Source organism: Boudabousia tangfeifanii, from assembly GCF_001856685.1.
GTDB classification, from domain to species: domain Bacteria; phylum Actinomycetota; class Actinomycetes; order Actinomycetales; family Actinomycetaceae; genus Boudabousia; species Boudabousia tangfeifanii.
Genome location: NZ_CP017812.1, coordinates 1464706 through 1480531, shown reverse-complemented (window position 1 = coordinate 1480531; position 15826 = coordinate 1464706). Strand labels below are relative to the sequence as shown.

Here is a 15826-nt window from a genome sequence, read left to right as displayed (position 1 = left end):
CACGAAATATTCAAAAAGCAACGCAAAATGTGGCGTTAACTAAACACGAGTGACTTTTATCGGTTAAAATGGATTCTCACAGCGTAAACTGTGTTTACCGACACAACGCAAGGAGGCGTTATGAGAATTGCAATTAGTGGTGTCACTGGCACTGTAGGTAAGCGTGTTAGCGCAGGTATTCGAGTAATGACCGGTGACGATCCTGCTTTGGATCGCCAGCACCGTACGTATGTAAGGCTTTTAAGTCGCACTCCCGAAAAGATTGTGGCTGGTCCTTCTAGCGAGCGCGCCTTTGCTGATTATGCGGATGCAGAAGCAATGCGTAAAGCCCTCAACGGTTGTGACGTATTTTTGATGTTTCCCGCGGTAGAAGCAGACAATATGGCCGCGATGCATGAATTGACGATTGGAGCAGCCAAGGCTGTTGGCGTCCATCATGTTGTCTATCTGTCGTTCCAAGGAGCGCAGGAATCATCTTCCTTCCCCTTTGCAAGGGAACATGCGCAAACTGAAAAACTATTGGCGGAAAGCGGGATGGACTACACCATTGTGCGCACCACCTTTACGACCGATAAACTCCCCGGACTGGCAGATGAAAATAAGGTGATTTCGGGTCCTGCTGGAAATGGGGCTTGTGCCTTCGTGGCAGAAGTCGATCTGGCAGACTGTTTGATTGGTATTTTGGCTGATATTGCCGCTGGCGGCGGTGGTGGTCACTCTCGCAGGACCTACACCATTACCGGTCCAATCGCCATGACTCTAGCAGATGCGGTAGGTGCCTTAAACCACGGTTCACGTCATGAGGCTGGCTTTTCGTATCGAGCAGAAACGCTAGAGCAAGCTAAAGAGCGGTTGCTAGCTGCTCATCCTGAGGTCAATTCGGCCATGCTTTCTCAGTGGGCTTCAACCTACGAGGGAATGGCCAACGGTGAGCTTTCAGAAATCAGCCGAGACATGCGTAAATTAATCGGGACCGATGGTCTCAGCGTAGAGTCTTGGGCACAGCAAAACCTATAAGGAAAATGTTTTGACCACAGTCAATTATGGCAAAGTGCAACAGGTAGCGGACTTTCTCGGCCCGCTACCTGTGCCTGCCCAAACTAAACCCTGGGATCCGCAGGATCTTCCACCGGAGCCAGTGCAACTCGGAGTTCGTGAGCGAGCTGCACATGAGACGGCACAACAAATCGCAACGCATTTACACCCTAGCTATCCCGCTTTGGCCGCTCGCACTCGCTGGGAGCTTTCAAAAGAGAAGACCATCCCAAAAGGGGCCTACCGTCTTTGGGTATCACGTGAATGCTGCTGTTTGCATGCTAGTGACGAGGCCGGATTTTTTGCCGGGACTGTTACTGCTGCACAGTTGATTATCGGCGAGCTTTGTGACCCCCTAGAGATCTACGATGAACCAAGGTTTACTTATCGTGGCTTCATGATTGATGTGGCTCGTAACTTCCTAGAAGTGCCTGAGTTATATGCTCTAATTGATATTGCTGCTTGGCATAAACTAAATGTCTGTCACTTGCACTTGGTAGATGACCAAGGCTGGCGACTAGAAATGGATAATGTTAAGCGCCGGATTGGTGACGAAACTGATTACACGGCTCTTCACATTTTAGGTGGGGCAAGTGCCTGCCAAAGTGGTGAAAATCCGGGTTTTGATGAGCCTGAGGACGCGCTTACTGAAGTTAACGCTGCTAATCAGGGATTCGAAAGTATCGGCCCTGGTCAGATCGGTTATTATACGAAAACCGAATTGAAAGAACTCAAACAATATGCTGCCGCTAGAGGCATTCAACTTGTGCCAGAACTTGAATTCCCAGGGCATAACCATGTAGTACTTCATGCTCTACCTCATTTAGCCACCGCTGGTGCTTCGGCTCAAGTTGATCGAGATGGAAAAGTGCCACCATGGACGAGTTGGCAAGTGGGGCACTCATACTTAGACTACGACCTGCCTGCTACCTGGGACTTTATCACCCAAGCAATTTTGCAAGTTAAGGACGTATTTGGCACTGAGGTAATCCATCTTGGCGGCGACGAGGCGCACCAAATGATGAAGCGATTGGGTAAGGAACGCTATCTTGCGGTACTTAATCGGATCGTGAAACTGGCAAAAATGCACGGTTTTTCTCGGGTTATGCTGTGGCAAGAGGCCTGTGAAGTAGCGCTTGGTCCCAATGATGTCATTGAATGTTGGTCGGATAATATCGGTGCGCAATCATGGGAAGAAGTGACGGCACAAGCGAAAGCTCAGGGATATAAGCTTTTGAACGCTAATGCGGCACATGCGTATCTTGATCAGAAACCAAATCTAAAAGATCCTCGCGGACTAACTTGGGCCTGTGCTAAAGGTTTAAAGGTAACTGATGCCTATAACTGGGATCCGCTAAAAGACTTTCCCCTTGAAGTGCACAGTCAGATTATCGGGATTGAAGCTCCACTATGGTCGGAAACGGTCAGGAGTTTAGAGGATGCTTTATACCTGCAGTATCCTCGTCTCTCGGCACTAGCTGAAGTAGCTTGGAGTAGACCAGAAAATCTTGATTGGAACGGTTTCCAGCGAAGAATGCGAAGCCTGAATTAGTTTGCTAACTATCAATCTAGAAATATGTTTTGGGGTGGAAGCCGATATCGGCTTCCACCCCAAAACATATGTACAGATTCAGGCCTCGATAGTTGCTAGTCTGCGAGCTTGTCGGCGGGCGCGCCACCAGACAAAGAGGGAAGAAAGCAATACTAATACGATTACTGGAGTCCACCAGTTAGCGGTGAGTAGTTGCCAAGATTTCGAACCGATAAAGGACCAGGCCGAGATCCAGATAGCAAGAAGACCAAGTCCGTAGAGGACACCCCATGCGATACAACCAGGAATCATGGCGATCGTGTAAGTTCGCCATTTGAGTCGGACGATGCCAGCACCCGCATTAACCATAGTTTGCAATCCTACGGTCAGGAAACATAACGGGATAATGATTAGGCCCCAGCGGGCGAGATAGTCAGCGCCTTTTTTCGGGGCAGGACCATCAAACCAACGTTTAATCTTGTTCAAGGTAGCGCTTTTATGCTCACGTAAGGCACCAGCCGCGGCGAGTCGTCCTAGCCAGTAGGTTAACTGAGCACGGAAGAAAACTATGATCGTTAGGGCAGTGATAGTTAAGCCGATGGGTAGCTGTTGTAGCTGCTCTAGCAAACGTCCTCCTGAAAAAGTCAATACTTTGCCCCAACTAAGGAGCGCCTAAGTAAATATCTTAGCGTTTTGCGCCGCGAATTGTCGAGAATAATGACAAAATTAACGCACTTGACGCATAAACCACGATCGCTAGCACCACGATGGTGGCACCGGGTGAGAGGTTGTAAAAGTAGGTAATGGTCAAACCGGAAACACAAAGAATGGCTCCAAGGACCATTGCCAAGCGCATCGTGGCGCGGAAAGAGGAGACATAAAGCTGTGCGATTGCCACCGGGATAATCATCAGGGCGGAAACTAGCAGTGCCCCAACTACCCGCATAGCTACTGCCACAGTTAGTGCCGAGGAAGCGGCAATTAAGATAGTTAGCCAACGGACTGGCAGCCCGGCGGCGGTAGCAAATTCTTCATCATGACAAGTGGCAAAAAGTGCTGGACGAAGGCCAATACCTACTAAGAGAATAAATGCGGCCATTAGTAGGGAAATGATTAGATCAGTCCAAGTAACTGTGGCAATGGAGCCGAAAAGATAAGAGTTTAGCTGAGCTGAAGTGCCCCCAGCTATTCCGATAAAGAGGACGCCGCCAGCGATTCCGCCATAGAACAGCATTGCGAGGGCGACATCGCCACTGGTGGTGGTGCGGGCACGGATTACCTCGATCATGATCGCTCCTAGGAGCGAGACGATGATAGCCATTGGGAGGGCTAGTTTGTCGATCGGGTTCAGATTTGCCATTGAACCGGCCAGCCAACCGAGGGCAACCCCGGTGAGCGCTACGTGACCAATACCGTCACCGAGCATGGCTAGACGTCTATGAACTAGATACGTGCCCATCACCGGCGCAGTTAGACCGATGATTAATGAGACTAAAAGGGAACGAACCATTAAAGGAGAGGTGAGCATTAAGGCTAAATCAGACCAGATTGTCATAGGTGTTCGCCTCCCAAGAGTGAATGACCAGTTTCGCCACATAGGGAATGAGACATTGCTGTTAGACGCTGCGATTCTGCCGCGAACTGTGCGGCGGGTCCGGCCTCAACCACCTTGCCGTCAGTAAGCAAAACTATTTGGTCAATTAGACTTTCTAAACAGCCGAGGTCGTGCAGGACGAGTACGACCGCTACTCCGTTGGCTTTTTGCTCAGCCAGAATATCGGCGAGGGTGTGAGCGCTTTGGGCGTCAATCCCCGCTAATGGCTCATCCATTACTAAAAGTTGTGGTTGTCTAATGAGCGCTCGGGCGATGAGGACTCGTTGGTGCTGACCGCCCGAAAGAACGTCGACTGGATCATGAGCTTTATGGCTCATGCCCACGGAATCTAGTGCTGCTAAAGCTTTCTTTCTAGCACCAAATTGGTGAAAGAGGCTGGGTCCGGAAAGTCCTGACTCAACCACTTCTAAGGCAGAGGCGCTAATTCCTCCGCGGTTGGCGAAGCGTTGGGGAACGTATCCGATTTGGGTAGCAATCTTCCCTTTGGGGGTCTTACTAGGTTTACCAAAGAGTTCAACTTGACCTTTGATGACGGGAGCGCAGCCCAGAATTGCTTTGATTAGGGTGGACTTGCCTGAGCCGTTAGGTCCTAGCACTGCTACCACTTCGCCGGGGGCCACCTCCATATCAATCCCATGAAGGATTTGGGAGGAGCCATAACTAACCTCTAAATTGGTGACCCGCACCGGCGGCTGGGAAGCTACCGGTGCGGGTGAAAGACTTGCTGATTTCACTTACAGTTTAGTGCCTTCACTAGTTCCGAGACATCGCCTTTAAACATATCGACGTAGTCTTTGGAGGGATCCGTCTGAGTTTCGATGGGACTCAAAACCTCGGCTTTGATTCCCAAGTCTTTAGCTAGGGTATCAGCAACCTTAGGAGAAACAAGCTCTTCGGTGAAGATTGTGTTCAATCCCTTGTCTTTAACTAGCTTAGAAATTTCGGCTAGACGGGCTGGGCTGGGGGAAGATTCTGGGTCGAGGCCGGAAAGGCCAGCCTGTTCCAGGTTGGTGAGCTTGGCGAAGTATCCAAAAGCTTCGTGAGTGGTTACGAAGGTGCGGTGCTCGCAAGTCTGAGTGTTCTTAACCGCTTCCTCAGCCAAGGCTTTCATAGCGCCGGCAGTTTTAGCAGCATTAGCTTTAAAGTCGGCGGCGTGGGTTGGATCGATTTCAGCAAACTTGTCGCCGATCAGCGTGGCCACTTTAGCCATGCGGTTAGGATCAAGCCAGAAGTGAGGATCGAAGGGGAGATTCTCATGGTCGTGGTCGTGACCGGCTTCTTCGTGGTCGTGACCTTCAGCGGTTTCGCCCTCGTGGTCGTGACCTTCGGCGGTGTGATCGTGGTCTTCGCCCTCGTGGTCGTGACCCTCGGCGGTGTGGTCGTGATCTTCGCCCTCGTGGTCATGGCCTTCGGCAGTATGGTCATCGCCATCATGGTGGTGATGGTGGTGGCCTTCACCGGTGGCTGGCATTAGTTCTGCGGCCTCGGAAATGTCAATGGCGCGGGATGCTTCGGTCTGGGCGATGGCTTCATCGACTGCGCTTTGGAAGCCCTTCATATAAACGATGGCACCAGCTTGGCCTAGTTCGTTTACCTGCTTGGGGGAGAGTTCCAAATCGTGCGGCTCAACTCCTGCTGGAGCCAAAGTCTGGACGTCAACGAGATTCCCGCCAACTTCTTTCGCCAAGAATTCTAGGGGGTAAAGAGAAGTTAGGACTGAAAGCTTGGCGGTGGAACCGTTTGCTTCTGGGGTGGTGGAGGTTTCTGCATTAGAAGAGCAACCGGCAAGTGCAAGTGCGGCTGCGCTAAAAGTAACAACTAGAGCTTTTTTCATGACACTAAGTCTAGGATGCACATTTAGTTTTTGCAATAACTGTCGTTAAGTGTGAGGAATGTCTATAAATTGCAGGTGGTGGCTTTCCATCGTTTCCGAATAGGCGTGTCGAGGGCGGAGAGTATCCAAAGGTGGAACAGGTGGTAAAGCCCTGAAAAGTTAGCGAAAGGTATTCAAGTAGCAATGGCTTTTAGTGGACTGAAACGACTTGAGTGGTCCTGCTTAGCGCAGATGTACAAAGCAAAGTCCATTCGATTTGAAGGGAAGCGTTTAGGAATGGCCGACAGTAACAAAATCAATGAGCTCTTCTACGCGACCAAGGAAAGCTGGCTCAAGGTCACGAAAGTCGCGGACTGAACGCAAGATGCGTTGCCAAGCAGAGGCGACATCGCTGTAGTCGTTGGCAGGCCAGCCTAGAGCAGCCAAAGTGCCATATTTAAAATCGGTACCCCTAGGGACTTCGGGCCAGGCAGTAAAGCCTAGACGAGCCGGCTTTACTGCTTGCCAAATATCGATATAAGGGTGGCCAACAATTAGTAGGCTATCACTGGGGTGTTGGGTACGAATTTCTTTAGCAATTCGATCTTCTTTGCTGCCTGGGATGAGATGATCTAGTAGCACCCCGGCACGACGCTGAGAAGTGGGGGCAAAATCGGCCAAGATAGCTTCCAGATGATCTGCACCATCGAGCAATTCCACGACTACGCCCTCGACCCGCAGGTCGTCGCCCCAAACATGCTCCACCAGCTCGGCATCGTGACGGCCTTCTACCCAAATGCGACTTGCTTGGGCAACTTTGGCGCGGGTTTGTTTAACTGCCACCGAACCGGAATTAGTTCGAATTTTTCCAGCTGCATTAGTTGGAGCGCTTTGTTTAGGAGCGCGTTGCGGGGGAGTTAAAATTACCGGTTCGCCCTCGAAAAGAAAGCCAGGACCGAGCTCGAAAGTACGACTACGACCATGGCGATCAGTCAATACCACCACTTGCATGCCGCCGGACTTTTCTACCTTGGTTACCGCTCCACACCAACCAGTCTCAACTTCTTCGAACACCTCACCGTAATTTGCGGGGCAAGGGCGAGAGTGGCCGTAACGGGCAAAACTCCCGTGTTCATGCGGGTCGTGAGCCAAAATATCGGAGCCGTATCTATCCATGAAAGTGAAGATAAAAGGTAAAAAAGAAAAAATCTGCCTCCCATGCCGAATAAGGAAGTTTTCTAAAGCATTGTTTGAAGCAACACAAAGTTAAGCCGGCAGGCAAAATATTTAGCACTCAAATGGTAAGAGTGCTATTTTTGTGGTGGAAAAGTTCTAGAAAAACAGCTTTAGATCGGGAAGGAGGCTCCTGATGCCAAGTAGCGAATTAGCGCATCCGCGTCGCGCGCAAGTGCTTTGTGCCCTCGTTTCGGACTACATTGCCACAAGTGAGCCGGTCGCTTCCAAAGCCTTAGTAGAACGACACAACCTAGGAGTCTCGCCAGCGACCGTTCGCAATGATATGGCGGTTCTAGAAAATGAAGGTTACATTTTCCAACCACACACTTCGGCGGGCCGAGTTCCAACTCAACGAGGCTATCGCGAGTTCGTCAACCATATTGCTCGACTTAAACCCCTCAGCCCGGGACAACGCCAAGCAATTCAAACTTTCTTAACTGAGCCATTAGGGCTTGGCGATGTGATGGATCGGACCGTGCGCTTACTAGCGCAGCTCACCAAGCACACCGCGGTGATCCAATACCCCTCAGTTGCCAAGGCTAGCTTGCGACACATCGAACTCGTACCGCTCAGCCCTTCTCGCGCCCTCATTATTGTGATCGGTGGAGCCGGCGAGGTAAATCAACAGATGGTCGATTTGCCCACCGAGGTCGATCCCAACTTCCTCAACACCTTCGCTTTAGCCCTTAACGCCCACTGTGCTGGCCGAGACACCGCAAGTTTGCCCACCGTCTTGACCCAGCTAGTCCGAGCACTAGAGCCAAGTGAACGGCCGGCCGCACAAGCCATCTCGACCGCATTAGAGGACTTAATGGCGCCGGTAACTACCCAAAAGATAGCGGTAGCAGGCTGGTCTAACTTGGCCCGTTTTTCGCCTGACTTTGCCGGCGACCTCGGTCCGATTATCGCCGCACTAGAAGAACAAGCAGCCTTGCTTTCCTTGTTCGCTGAGGCTAAAGAAACCCCAGTGGAACAAGTACAAGTGGCCATCGGGGCGGAAAATCATGCGGGAGCGCTGGCCGAAGTGGCAGTAGTGACCTCCCGTTATGGCCAGCCCAGTGCAAGTGCCCAACTAGGGGTGGTCGGGCCAACCCGCATGGACTATGCGGCCTCCATGTCGGCTGTTAGAGCCGTGGCCAAATACCTATCGAAAATTCTCGATCGTTAATTCTTATTGACCAAATAGTTTAAAACACGCAGTAAAGGAATAAAGTGGCTGATTATTACGAAGTTCTTGGGGTAGATAAAGAAGCATCCCCCGAAGAGATCAAACGTGCCTACCGTAAACTCGCGCGCAAGCTGCACCCCGATGTGGCCGGACCAGAATTTGAAGAACAGTTCAAAGAAGTCACCGTCGCATATGAAACTCTTTCCGATCCCAAGAAACGTCAAGAATACGACTTGGGTGGTTCTGATTCCTTCTTCGGCGGCATGGGTGGCATGTCCTTCGGGGCCTCCGATATCTTCAACTTTATGGCTCAAGCAGCCGGAGCAGCCGCCGGACAATCTGGCCCGATGCCTCGTGGGCGTCGCGGACAAGACACCTTAACGGTAGTTGACGTGACTTTGGAAGAAGTCACTTTCGGTGGCAAAAAGGAAATCGTCGTTGATACTGCGGTCACCTGTAATCGTTGCGACGGTTCCTGCGCTGAACCTGGCACCAGTCCTCGCACCTGTAATCAGTGTGCTGGCCGCGGTTCCATTATGCGTGAATCGAGGACGATCCTCGGTATGATCACCACTGCCGTTCCTTGCCCGACCTGTTCTGGTCACGGCACCACTATCCCCACTCCATGTACTGAATGTTCTGGGGAAGGTCGCGTGCGTACCCGTCGCACCACCGAAATCGACATCATTCCGGGCATTGAACACGGCAACCGTGTCCGCCTTTCAGGCCAAGGTGAAGCTGGTCCCGGCGGCGGACCTGCCGGAGACCTTTACGTTGAATTCCATGTGCAACCGCACGATCAGCTCAGCCGCATGGGTGACGACCTTTACACCCAGGTCAGCATTTCGCTAACCAAGGCAGTCCTCGGCACCCGCATCCAGATCAATACCCTAGATGGTCAAAAAGAACTAGACATCAAGCCAGGCACCCAGCCAGGAACTGAAATCGTCCTCGACGGTTTAGGGGTGGCACGCTTGCAGCGCCGCGGCCGTGGTGACCTCCACGTCAAGGTGGATGTCAAGATTCCAACCAAACTTTCGAGCGCTGAACGTAAGCTTTACCTCGATATTGCAGAACTTCATGGCGAAGAGGATGAAATTGCTCCCGCGCACCAAGGTGTCTTTGAAAAGCTCCGCGATCGTTTCGCTGGAAACTAGCATCAAAACCAAGGAATCTTCATGACGCTCCCGCTCTTTTTCCTGCCTCCCCAGCATCGCGACGACCATTCGCTAGCCACCCTTAATGTCGGGGAGCGCGCCACCTTGACTGGCGAATCTGCCAAGCACCTGCAGGTGATGCGATTGGGCGTAGGGGATCTCTTCGATCTCAGTGACGGCAGCGGATTCCGCCTTACCGGTGAAGTCCAAGGCCAGCAAGGTGCGGAAATCATCTTCAGCGTGGCGACGCCCTGGCATGCCGACCCGCCCTCGGCCTGCGAACTTGTGGTGGTACAAGCGCTTGCTAAGTCCGGGGATGATGAGTCCGCCTTGCACTCGATGATCGAGGTCGGTGCAACCGAGATTATTCCCTGGCAAGCAGATCGCTCAATCGTGCGCTGGAAAGGCCCCAAAGCCCAAAAAGGGCAACAAAAGTGGAGCCAACTAGCACTAGCGGCTGCCAAACAGTCGCGTCGTGCGACCTTGCCAAAAGTGCATGACATGGCCACTACTAAACAACTCGTGGCCAAGGTAGCCCAAGCTACCGAAGCCGGAGAGCTAGTGCTGATCTGTCATGAAGCTGCTGATTTGAAAGCCACTCTAGATCGACTAATTCCCGCCAAGTTGCCCCCCAAGATCTGGCTAATAGTTGGTCCCGAGGGCGGAATCAGCGACAGCGAAATCGAAGCCTTGCAATCTGCAGGCGGGAAACTCTGCCGACTCGGTTGGGCCGTGCTGCGGGCAGCCACCGCAGCGACTGTGGCGCTAAGCCAACTTCAGCTTTTGATTGCCACCCCGAGTGCTAAAGATTGTTAAACTGGTTGAAGTAGCGTAAGCCATTGAAGGAGAATAATGCATAGCGAGTCCCTACCGGACACGACTTCCTTAGCGCAAGTAGATTCTGCCTCGACAGATATTGCCGGTCAAAGCACGCGTAAAAAGGTGCTTACTCTACCTCCAGATGTAGACCCCTTAGCTATTTTCGGGGTTAATGACGAAATCATGCGGGTAATCGTAGCTGGTTTTCCCACGGTTGATTTTGTTCCTCGCGGAAATGAGATTGCCGTTAGTGGCCCTACCTTATCGGTTGAGTTAGCTACTGACCTGCTCGAAGAACTTTTTTCTTTAGCCCAGGCTGGATCGCCCCTCGATGCGGCGGCAGTTTCGCATGCCGTCATGGTGATTAACAAGGCGGCTCGTGCCTCGGCTGCAAAAGACATGGACCTGGATGTCCTCAGTATTCGGGGCAAACGGATTCGTCCCAAAACTGCAGGACAACAACACTACGTCAACGCAATTGATGAGAATACCGTGGTCTTTGGGTTAGGGCCGGCTGGTACCGGTAAAACCTATCTGGCGATGGCCAAAGCAGTCCGAGCTTTGCTTTCTGGCTCAGTTAGAAGGATTGTGCTAACACGCCCAGCTGTCGAAGCAGGGGAGTCTCTCGGTTTCTTGCCTGGATCCTTGACTGACAAGATCGATCCCTACTTGCGCCCACTATACGATGCGTTACATGACATGCTCGAGGAAGAAGCACTGCCCAAGCTGATGGCGGCAGGCACCATCGAAGTTGCACCATTGGCCTACATGCGTGGTCGAACCCTAAATGACAGCTTCATCATTCTTGACGAAGCCCAAAACACCACCAGTCAGCAAATGAAAATGTTCCTCACGCGCCTCGGCTTTAATTCCAAGGTCGTGGTCACCGGCGATACCTCTCAGGTCGATTTGCCCGGTGGCACCACCTCGGGCCTAACCGTGATTGAGGGGATTTTGCAGGGCATTGATGGCATCGAGTTCGTACACCTCACTAGCGCTGACGTGGTGCGTCACGAGCTAGTTTCACAAATCATTGACGCCTACAATCGTCACGACGAAGCCCACCCAACTCAAACAAAAAATAACTATCCACGCAAACGAGGCCGCTAATGAGCATTGAAGTATCAAACGAAACTGAAGTTGAAATCGACGAAAAAGAATTCGTTGATGCCGCTCGCTACGTCCTCGGCAAAATGCACGTCTCAGGACAAGTAGAACTAGCCATTTTGTTCGTGGAACCAGAAGTTTCAGAGCGCTTGCACCTTGATTGGCTCGATCTAGAAGGCCCGACCGATGTGATGAGCTTTCCAATGGATGAACTACGCCCAGGCACTAGCTTGAGTCCAGTTACCGAAGGCACCTTGGGTGATATTGTGATTTGCCCGCAGGTTGCGGCTAAGCAAGCCCAAGCAGCCCACCATGCAGTGATTGAAGAAATGCTGCTTTTGCTCACTCACGGAATTTTGCATCTACTCGGCTATGACCATGCTGAGCCAGAAGAAGAAAAAGAAATGTTTACCCTCCAGCGTCAGCTGTTGTTGTCGTACTTGGCGGAGCGCAAAGCCTGATGACCACCAATGGTTTAGCCGGTTTGCCGGCAGTCTATCTGACCCTAGTATCACTAGGGTTCTTTGCGGTTGCCGGTCTGTTAAATGCGGTGGAAACCGCCCTCGAACGACTTTCTAAGGCTACCGCACAAGACTTAGTTGATGATGAGCGTAGAGGCGCAGAAATCGTCCTCGCTCAAGTTACTGATCGAGCCCACACTGATTACTCGGTTCGTTCGGTTCGCCTAGTGCTACAAACTTTGGCCACCATTTTCTTGACTTTGGTAATCGCCGCAGCTGGCTGGCGTTGGTGGCTGGTAGCACTTGTCGCCCTCGGTTTAAACTGGTTGCTCTTAATGCTTTTTGTGGCTGTACTACCTAGGCAGGTGTCGGCTCGCTGGCCGGGCGGCACCATGCTGGCACTGCAAGGACTTACCAGTTTCACGGTTAAACTTAACGATCTCTTTGCTCCCTTGGCCGGAGTAGTACGCCGACTCAAGCCAGAAGGCCCTCAGACTGAAGCTGAAGCTCGCTACGAAATGGCTGACGATCTGCGCGAAATGGCTGACCAAGTGGGTGAAGCCGAACTCTTTGCGGAAGAAGATCGGCAAATGCTTCGTTCGGTTTTCGAACTAGGCCAAACACTCGTGCGCGAAGTCATGTTGCCACGTACTGACATGATTACGATTTCCGAGGATGAATCCCTCTCAAAAGCACTGAAATTATTTGTTCGCTCGGGGTTCTCGCGCTTACCCGTAACGGGCGAGGACGCTGACGATATTCGTGGCCTCGTCTTCTTCAAAGATTGCGCCCGCAGAGTGCTAGGTGATCCCGAAGAAGCACAGACGCCAGTTTCGGCAGCTATGCGCCGCGCACATTTCGTCCCTGACAATATGTACGCCGATGACCTGATGCGACAAATGCAGCGCGACTCTTTCCACATGGCATTAGCAGTAGACGAATGGGGTGGAATCGCCGGTTTGGTGACGCTAGAAGACCTGCTAGAAGAAGTGGTGGGCGAACTGCGTGACGAACATGACCACGCAGAAGGTGAACCAGTACAGCTCAGTGAGGACGAGTGGGAAGTACCAGCTCGCTTTTCCGTGGACGATCTGGGCGAACTATTCGACTTGGAATTGCCAGACGAGGACGCCGCAACTGTTGGCGGCCTTGTGGCCAGCGAAGTCAACAAGGTGCCACTGCCTGGCACCCGAATCGAAGTCAAGGGACTAGAGATCATCGCAGGACAAACTGTGGGTCGCAGAAAGCAGGTCGCCACCTACCTAGTTCGTCGTCAGAACGCAGAAACTGAGCGCAAGTAGTAACCTAGGAGGCGGTGCTTGGCTAGGATCGAGCACTGTTAGCCCCCTAACGAGGAGATTTACATGACCGACCATGAACTAGATTTTTCTGGTCTTATTACCCCAGATTACGACGAAAACTTCAAGGCCGGTTTTGCCGCCCTCGTGGGGCGTCCCAATGTTGGAAAATCCACGCTGACTAACGCTTTAGTGGGTTCCAAAGTAGCCATTATGTCTGATCGGCCCGAAACCACGCGTCACACGATTCGCGGTATCGTTCACCGAGAAGATGGCCAAATTGTTTTGGTTGACACTCCCGGATATCACCGTCCTCGGACCTTGCTGGGCAAGCGTCTGAACGAAATGGTGCGAGAAACCTTGAGTGAAGTCGATGTAGTGCTTTTTTGCCTTCCATCGGATCAAAAAGTGGGCCCCGGCGACCAATTTATTGCAAATGAGCTCAAGAGCACTAAAACGCCAATTATTGCAGTTGCGACCAAGGCCGATAAAGTCAGTCCAGAACGACTCACTCAACATCTGCTAGATATTGATCGTCTAGGAAACTGGGCCGAGATTATTCCGGTTTCAGGTTTGCGTGGTGATCGGGTGGAAAAACTAGTCGAACTGATTTTGAATTACTTGCCCTCCTCGCCTCCGCTTTATCCAGATGGGGAACTAACTGATGAACCAGAGCAGGTGATGATTGCAGAGCTAATCCGTGAAGCCGCCCTAGAAGGTGTCCGTGAGGAATTACCGCACTCTCTAGCCGTTCAGGTGGAAGAAATCATCGAACGTCCACCACATAATGCCGCTCAAAAAGCTGGGGAAGAACCCACCATGGTGGATATCCACGTTAACCTGTTCGTTGAACGCGACAGTCAAAAAGGGATCATTATTGGTAAGAACGGGGTTCGTTTGCGACAAGTAGGTGAGCGTGCTCGCAAGCAGATTACCGCCTTGCTCGGACGCCGCGTTTACCTTGATCTGCATGTGCGTACCGCCAAAGATTGGCAGCGTGATCCGAAGATGCTTGGGCGTCTGGGTTTCTAAGGAACCTGATTGGCTGCGAAGACTTTTCGCACAAAAGGGATTGTGCTGCGAACCGATCGTTTAGGCGAGGCCGATCGCATCATCACTCTCTTAACGATCGACCAAGGAATCATTCGAGCTGTCGCCAAAGGGGTTAGACGCACCTCTAGTCGTTATGGGGCACGTTTAGAGTTATTCTCAGTGATCGATGCCCAATTACTGAGCGGTAGGAATCTTGACATTCTTACCCAAGTGGAAGTGCTTTACCCCTTTGCGCAGTTAATCGCCCGGGACTATGACTTGTACACGGCCGGTGCCATAATCGTGGAAACTGCGTTACAGCTATTTGCCGAGGACGATCCTGATCCCTCGCATTATCGCCTGACATTAGGAGCACTGAATGCCTTGGCGAGACGTCATCATGACCCTGACCTAGTACTCTCTGCTTTCTTGCTTCGGGCGATGGCACAGCAAGGCTGGGCGCCTCAATTGGGAGTCTGCGGCAACTGCGGGACGAACCTTAATCTTAACTTTTTCTCAGTTCCGCAAGGCTGCAGTATTTGCGACGATTGTGCCACGATTGAAGCAATGGATTTACCACGGCCAGGTTCGCAGATAGCTGCCGCTTTATTACGCGGTGACTGGGATTTGGCAGAAACGGCTGCTAGGCAAACTCAAAAAGAAATTGCGCATTTAGCGACCACTTATGCACAATGGCATTTGGAACGAAAGCTCAAATCGGTGCCGGTGAGGCAACATGGAAGGACTAGCTGATGAGTGAGATTGCACCCCCAGGAAAAAGTGGGCTTACCATCCCGCCCTCACTTCGTTCCCATGCCCAGTTAGTCCCTGAGCATGTGGCCATCATTATGGATGGGAATGGCCGCTGGGCTAACCAACAAGGCTTGCCGAGGACGGCAGGCCATACCGCAGGCGAGGCTTCGCTGATGGATACGATTGCAGGGGCAATCGAGGCGGGGGTTAAGGTTCTTTCGGTCTACGCTTTTTCGACAGAAAATTGGCGTCGTTCACCTACTGAAGTTCGCTTTCTAATGGGATATTCACGTGAAGTTTTACGGCGGCGTTGTGATGAACTAAAGGCTTGGAATGTCCGAGTACGGTGGAGTGGTCGACGCCCGAAGCTATGGAAATCTGTGATTAGTGAACTGGAAAGGGCTGAACGGCTAACAGCTAACAACACTGGGCTGACTTTGGTTATGAATCTAAACTATGGTGGTCGCGCCGAGTTAGCTGATGCGGCCGCAAAAATCGCTCAAGAAGTTGCGGATGGAAAACTTAATCCGCAACGGATCACTCCACAAACAATTCAGAAGCATTTATATCTACCAGACTTACCAGACGTTGATTTGCTGATTAGGACTAGTGGAGAGCAGCGCTTTTCGAACTATTTGCTTTGGCAGTGTGCTTATGCGGAAATGGTATTTTGGCCTAATCCCTGGCCCGAGTTTGGGCGAGAACCGCTTTGGCAAGTTTTACTTGAATACCTCCAACGGGATCGTCGTTTTGGTGGGGCAATCGACCAAGTGACTAAAAGCTAGTAGGACCTAAAAAGTT

At 51.7% G+C, this 15826-nt stretch carries 16 protein-coding genes; 11 read left to right on the top strand and 5 right to left on the bottom strand.

The annotated features are described in order from the left end of the window. The first annotated feature begins 120 nt into the window (after positions 1 to 120). A complete protein-coding gene (locus tag BK816_RS06130; RefSeq protein ID WP_071164387.1) occupies positions 121 to 1017 on the top strand; it encodes an NAD(P)H-binding protein in 897 nt (298 codons plus the stop codon). 10 nt (positions 1018 to 1027) lie between these two features. After that, a complete protein-coding gene (locus BK816_RS06125) occupies positions 1028 to 2587 on the top strand; it encodes a family 20 glycosylhydrolase (protein WP_071164386.1) in 1560 nt (519 codons plus the stop codon). Positions 2588 to 2665: 78 nt separating this feature from the next. On the opposite strand, the gene BK816_RS06120 is transcribed toward BK816_RS06125, so the two are convergent. From BK816_RS06120 to BK816_RS06100, 5 genes are all read right to left on the bottom strand, one after another. After that, complete coding sequence (locus BK816_RS06120; protein ID WP_071164385.1) at positions 2666 to 3193, bottom strand: SNARE-associated domain-containing protein; 528 nt, start codon at positions 3191 to 3193, stop codon at positions 2666 to 2668. Between the two features lie 58 nt (positions 3194 to 3251). Further along, positions 3252 to 4121, bottom strand: coding sequence for a metal ABC transporter permease (locus BK816_RS06115; RefSeq protein WP_071164384.1), 870 nt, complete (start codon positions 4119 to 4121; stop codon positions 3252 to 3254). Next, entirely contained in the window at positions 4118 to 4915 is a 798-nt protein-coding gene (locus BK816_RS06110) for a metal ABC transporter ATP-binding protein (protein WP_083379114.1), read from the bottom strand. The genes BK816_RS06115 and BK816_RS06110 overlap by 4 nt, the downstream gene beginning before the upstream one ends. After that, positions 4912 to 6015, bottom strand: a complete 1104-nt coding sequence (locus BK816_RS06105) for a metal ABC transporter substrate-binding protein (RefSeq protein ID WP_071164382.1) — start codon at positions 6013 to 6015, stop codon at positions 4912 to 4914. Before BK816_RS06105 ends, BK816_RS06110 begins: the two co-directional genes overlap by 4 nt. Positions 6016 to 6285: 270 nt before the next feature. Next, positions 6286 to 7170 carry a DUF3097 domain-containing protein gene (locus BK816_RS06100; protein ID WP_071164381.1) on the bottom strand — a complete coding sequence of 295 codons (885 nt, stop codon included), beginning with the start codon at positions 7168 to 7170 and terminating at the stop codon, positions 6286 to 6288. A 193-nt stretch (positions 7171 to 7363) separates the two neighbouring features. Between BK816_RS06100 and hrcA the strand changes: the two genes are divergently transcribed. The 9 genes from hrcA (at position 7364) to BK816_RS06055 (ending at position 15810) form a co-directional block, all read left to right on the top strand. Further along, positions 7364 to 8398 (top strand): heat-inducible transcriptional repressor HrcA, encoded by a 1035-nt coding sequence (hrcA, locus tag BK816_RS06095; protein WP_071164380.1) that lies wholly within the window; start codon positions 7364 to 7366, stop codon positions 8396 to 8398. A 44-nt stretch (positions 8399 to 8442) separates the two neighbouring features. Beyond that, positions 8443 to 9555, top strand: coding sequence for a molecular chaperone DnaJ (gene dnaJ, locus BK816_RS06090; RefSeq protein WP_071164379.1), 1113 nt, complete (start codon positions 8443 to 8445; stop codon positions 9553 to 9555). Positions 9556 to 9576: 21 nt separating this feature from the next. Further along, the gene (locus BK816_RS06085) at positions 9577 to 10371 is read left to right on the top strand and encodes a 16S rRNA (uracil(1498)-N(3))-methyltransferase (protein WP_071164378.1); all 795 of its coding nucleotides are present in this window, start codon (positions 9577 to 9579) and stop codon (positions 10369 to 10371) included. A gap of 36 nt (positions 10372 to 10407) precedes the next feature. Continuing rightward, on the top strand, positions 10408 to 11484 hold the full coding sequence (locus BK816_RS06080) for a PhoH family protein (RefSeq protein WP_071164377.1): 1077 nt from the start codon (positions 10408 to 10410) through the stop codon (positions 11482 to 11484). Beyond that, positions 11484 to 11942, top strand: a complete 459-nt coding sequence (ybeY, locus tag BK816_RS06075) for an rRNA maturation RNase YbeY (RefSeq protein ID WP_071164376.1) — start codon at positions 11484 to 11486, stop codon at positions 11940 to 11942. The genes BK816_RS06080 and ybeY overlap by 1 nt, the downstream gene beginning before the upstream one ends. Further along, the gene (locus BK816_RS06070) at positions 11942 to 13243 is read left to right on the top strand and encodes a hemolysin family protein (protein WP_071164375.1); all 1302 of its coding nucleotides are present in this window, start codon (positions 11942 to 11944) and stop codon (positions 13241 to 13243) included. Before ybeY ends, BK816_RS06070 begins: the two co-directional genes overlap by 1 nt. Positions 13244 to 13306: 63 nt before the next feature. Beyond that, complete coding sequence (era, locus tag BK816_RS06065; protein WP_071164374.1) at positions 13307 to 14272, top strand: GTPase Era; 966 nt, start codon at positions 13307 to 13309, stop codon at positions 14270 to 14272. 9 nt (positions 14273 to 14281) lie between these two features. Next, on the top strand, positions 14282 to 15025 hold the full coding sequence (recO, locus tag BK816_RS06060; protein WP_071164373.1) for a DNA repair protein RecO: 744 nt from the start codon (positions 14282 to 14284) through the stop codon (positions 15023 to 15025). Further along, the gene (locus tag BK816_RS06055; protein ID WP_083379113.1) at positions 15025 to 15810 is read left to right on the top strand and encodes an isoprenyl transferase; all 786 of its coding nucleotides are present in this window, start codon (positions 15025 to 15027) and stop codon (positions 15808 to 15810) included. The genes recO and BK816_RS06055 overlap by 1 nt, the downstream gene beginning before the upstream one ends. Positions 15811 to 15826: the final 16 nt, after the last annotated feature.

Bases quoted from the DNA above. Each gene is read 5' to 3' on its own strand.
- BK816_RS06055 (WP_083379113.1), top strand. From the start codon at position 15,025: ATGAGTGAGATTGCACCCCCAGGAAAAAGTGGGCTTACCATCCCGCCC.
- BK816_RS06105 (WP_071164382.1), bottom strand. From the start codon at position 6,015: ATGAAAAAAGCTCTAGTTGTTACTTTTAGCGCAGCCGCACTTGCACTT.
- BK816_RS06080 (WP_071164377.1), top strand. From the start codon at position 10,408: ATGCATAGCGAGTCCCTACCGGACACGACTTCCTTAGCGCAAGTAGAT.
- ybeY (WP_071164376.1), top strand. From the start codon at position 11,484: ATGAGCATTGAAGTATCAAACGAAACTGAAGTTGAAATCGACGAAAAA.
- BK816_RS06070 (WP_071164375.1), top strand. From the start codon at position 11,942: ATGACCACCAATGGTTTAGCCGGTTTGCCGGCAGTCTATCTGACCCTA.
- hrcA (WP_071164380.1), top strand. From the start codon at position 7,364: ATGCCAAGTAGCGAATTAGCGCATCCGCGTCGCGCGCAAGTGCTTTGT.
- BK816_RS06115 (WP_071164384.1), bottom strand. From the start codon at position 4,121: ATGACAATCTGGTCTGATTTAGCCTTAATGCTCACCTCTCCTTTAATG.
- BK816_RS06130 (WP_071164387.1), top strand. From the start codon at position 121: ATGAGAATTGCAATTAGTGGTGTCACTGGCACTGTAGGTAAGCGTGTT.
- BK816_RS06085 (WP_071164378.1), top strand. From the start codon at position 9,577: ATGACGCTCCCGCTCTTTTTCCTGCCTCCCCAGCATCGCGACGACCAT.
- era (WP_071164374.1), top strand. From the start codon at position 13,307: ATGACCGACCATGAACTAGATTTTTCTGGTCTTATTACCCCAGATTAC.
- BK816_RS06100 (WP_071164381.1), bottom strand. From the start codon at position 7,170: ATGGATAGATACGGCTCCGATATTTTGGCTCACGACCCGCATGAACAC.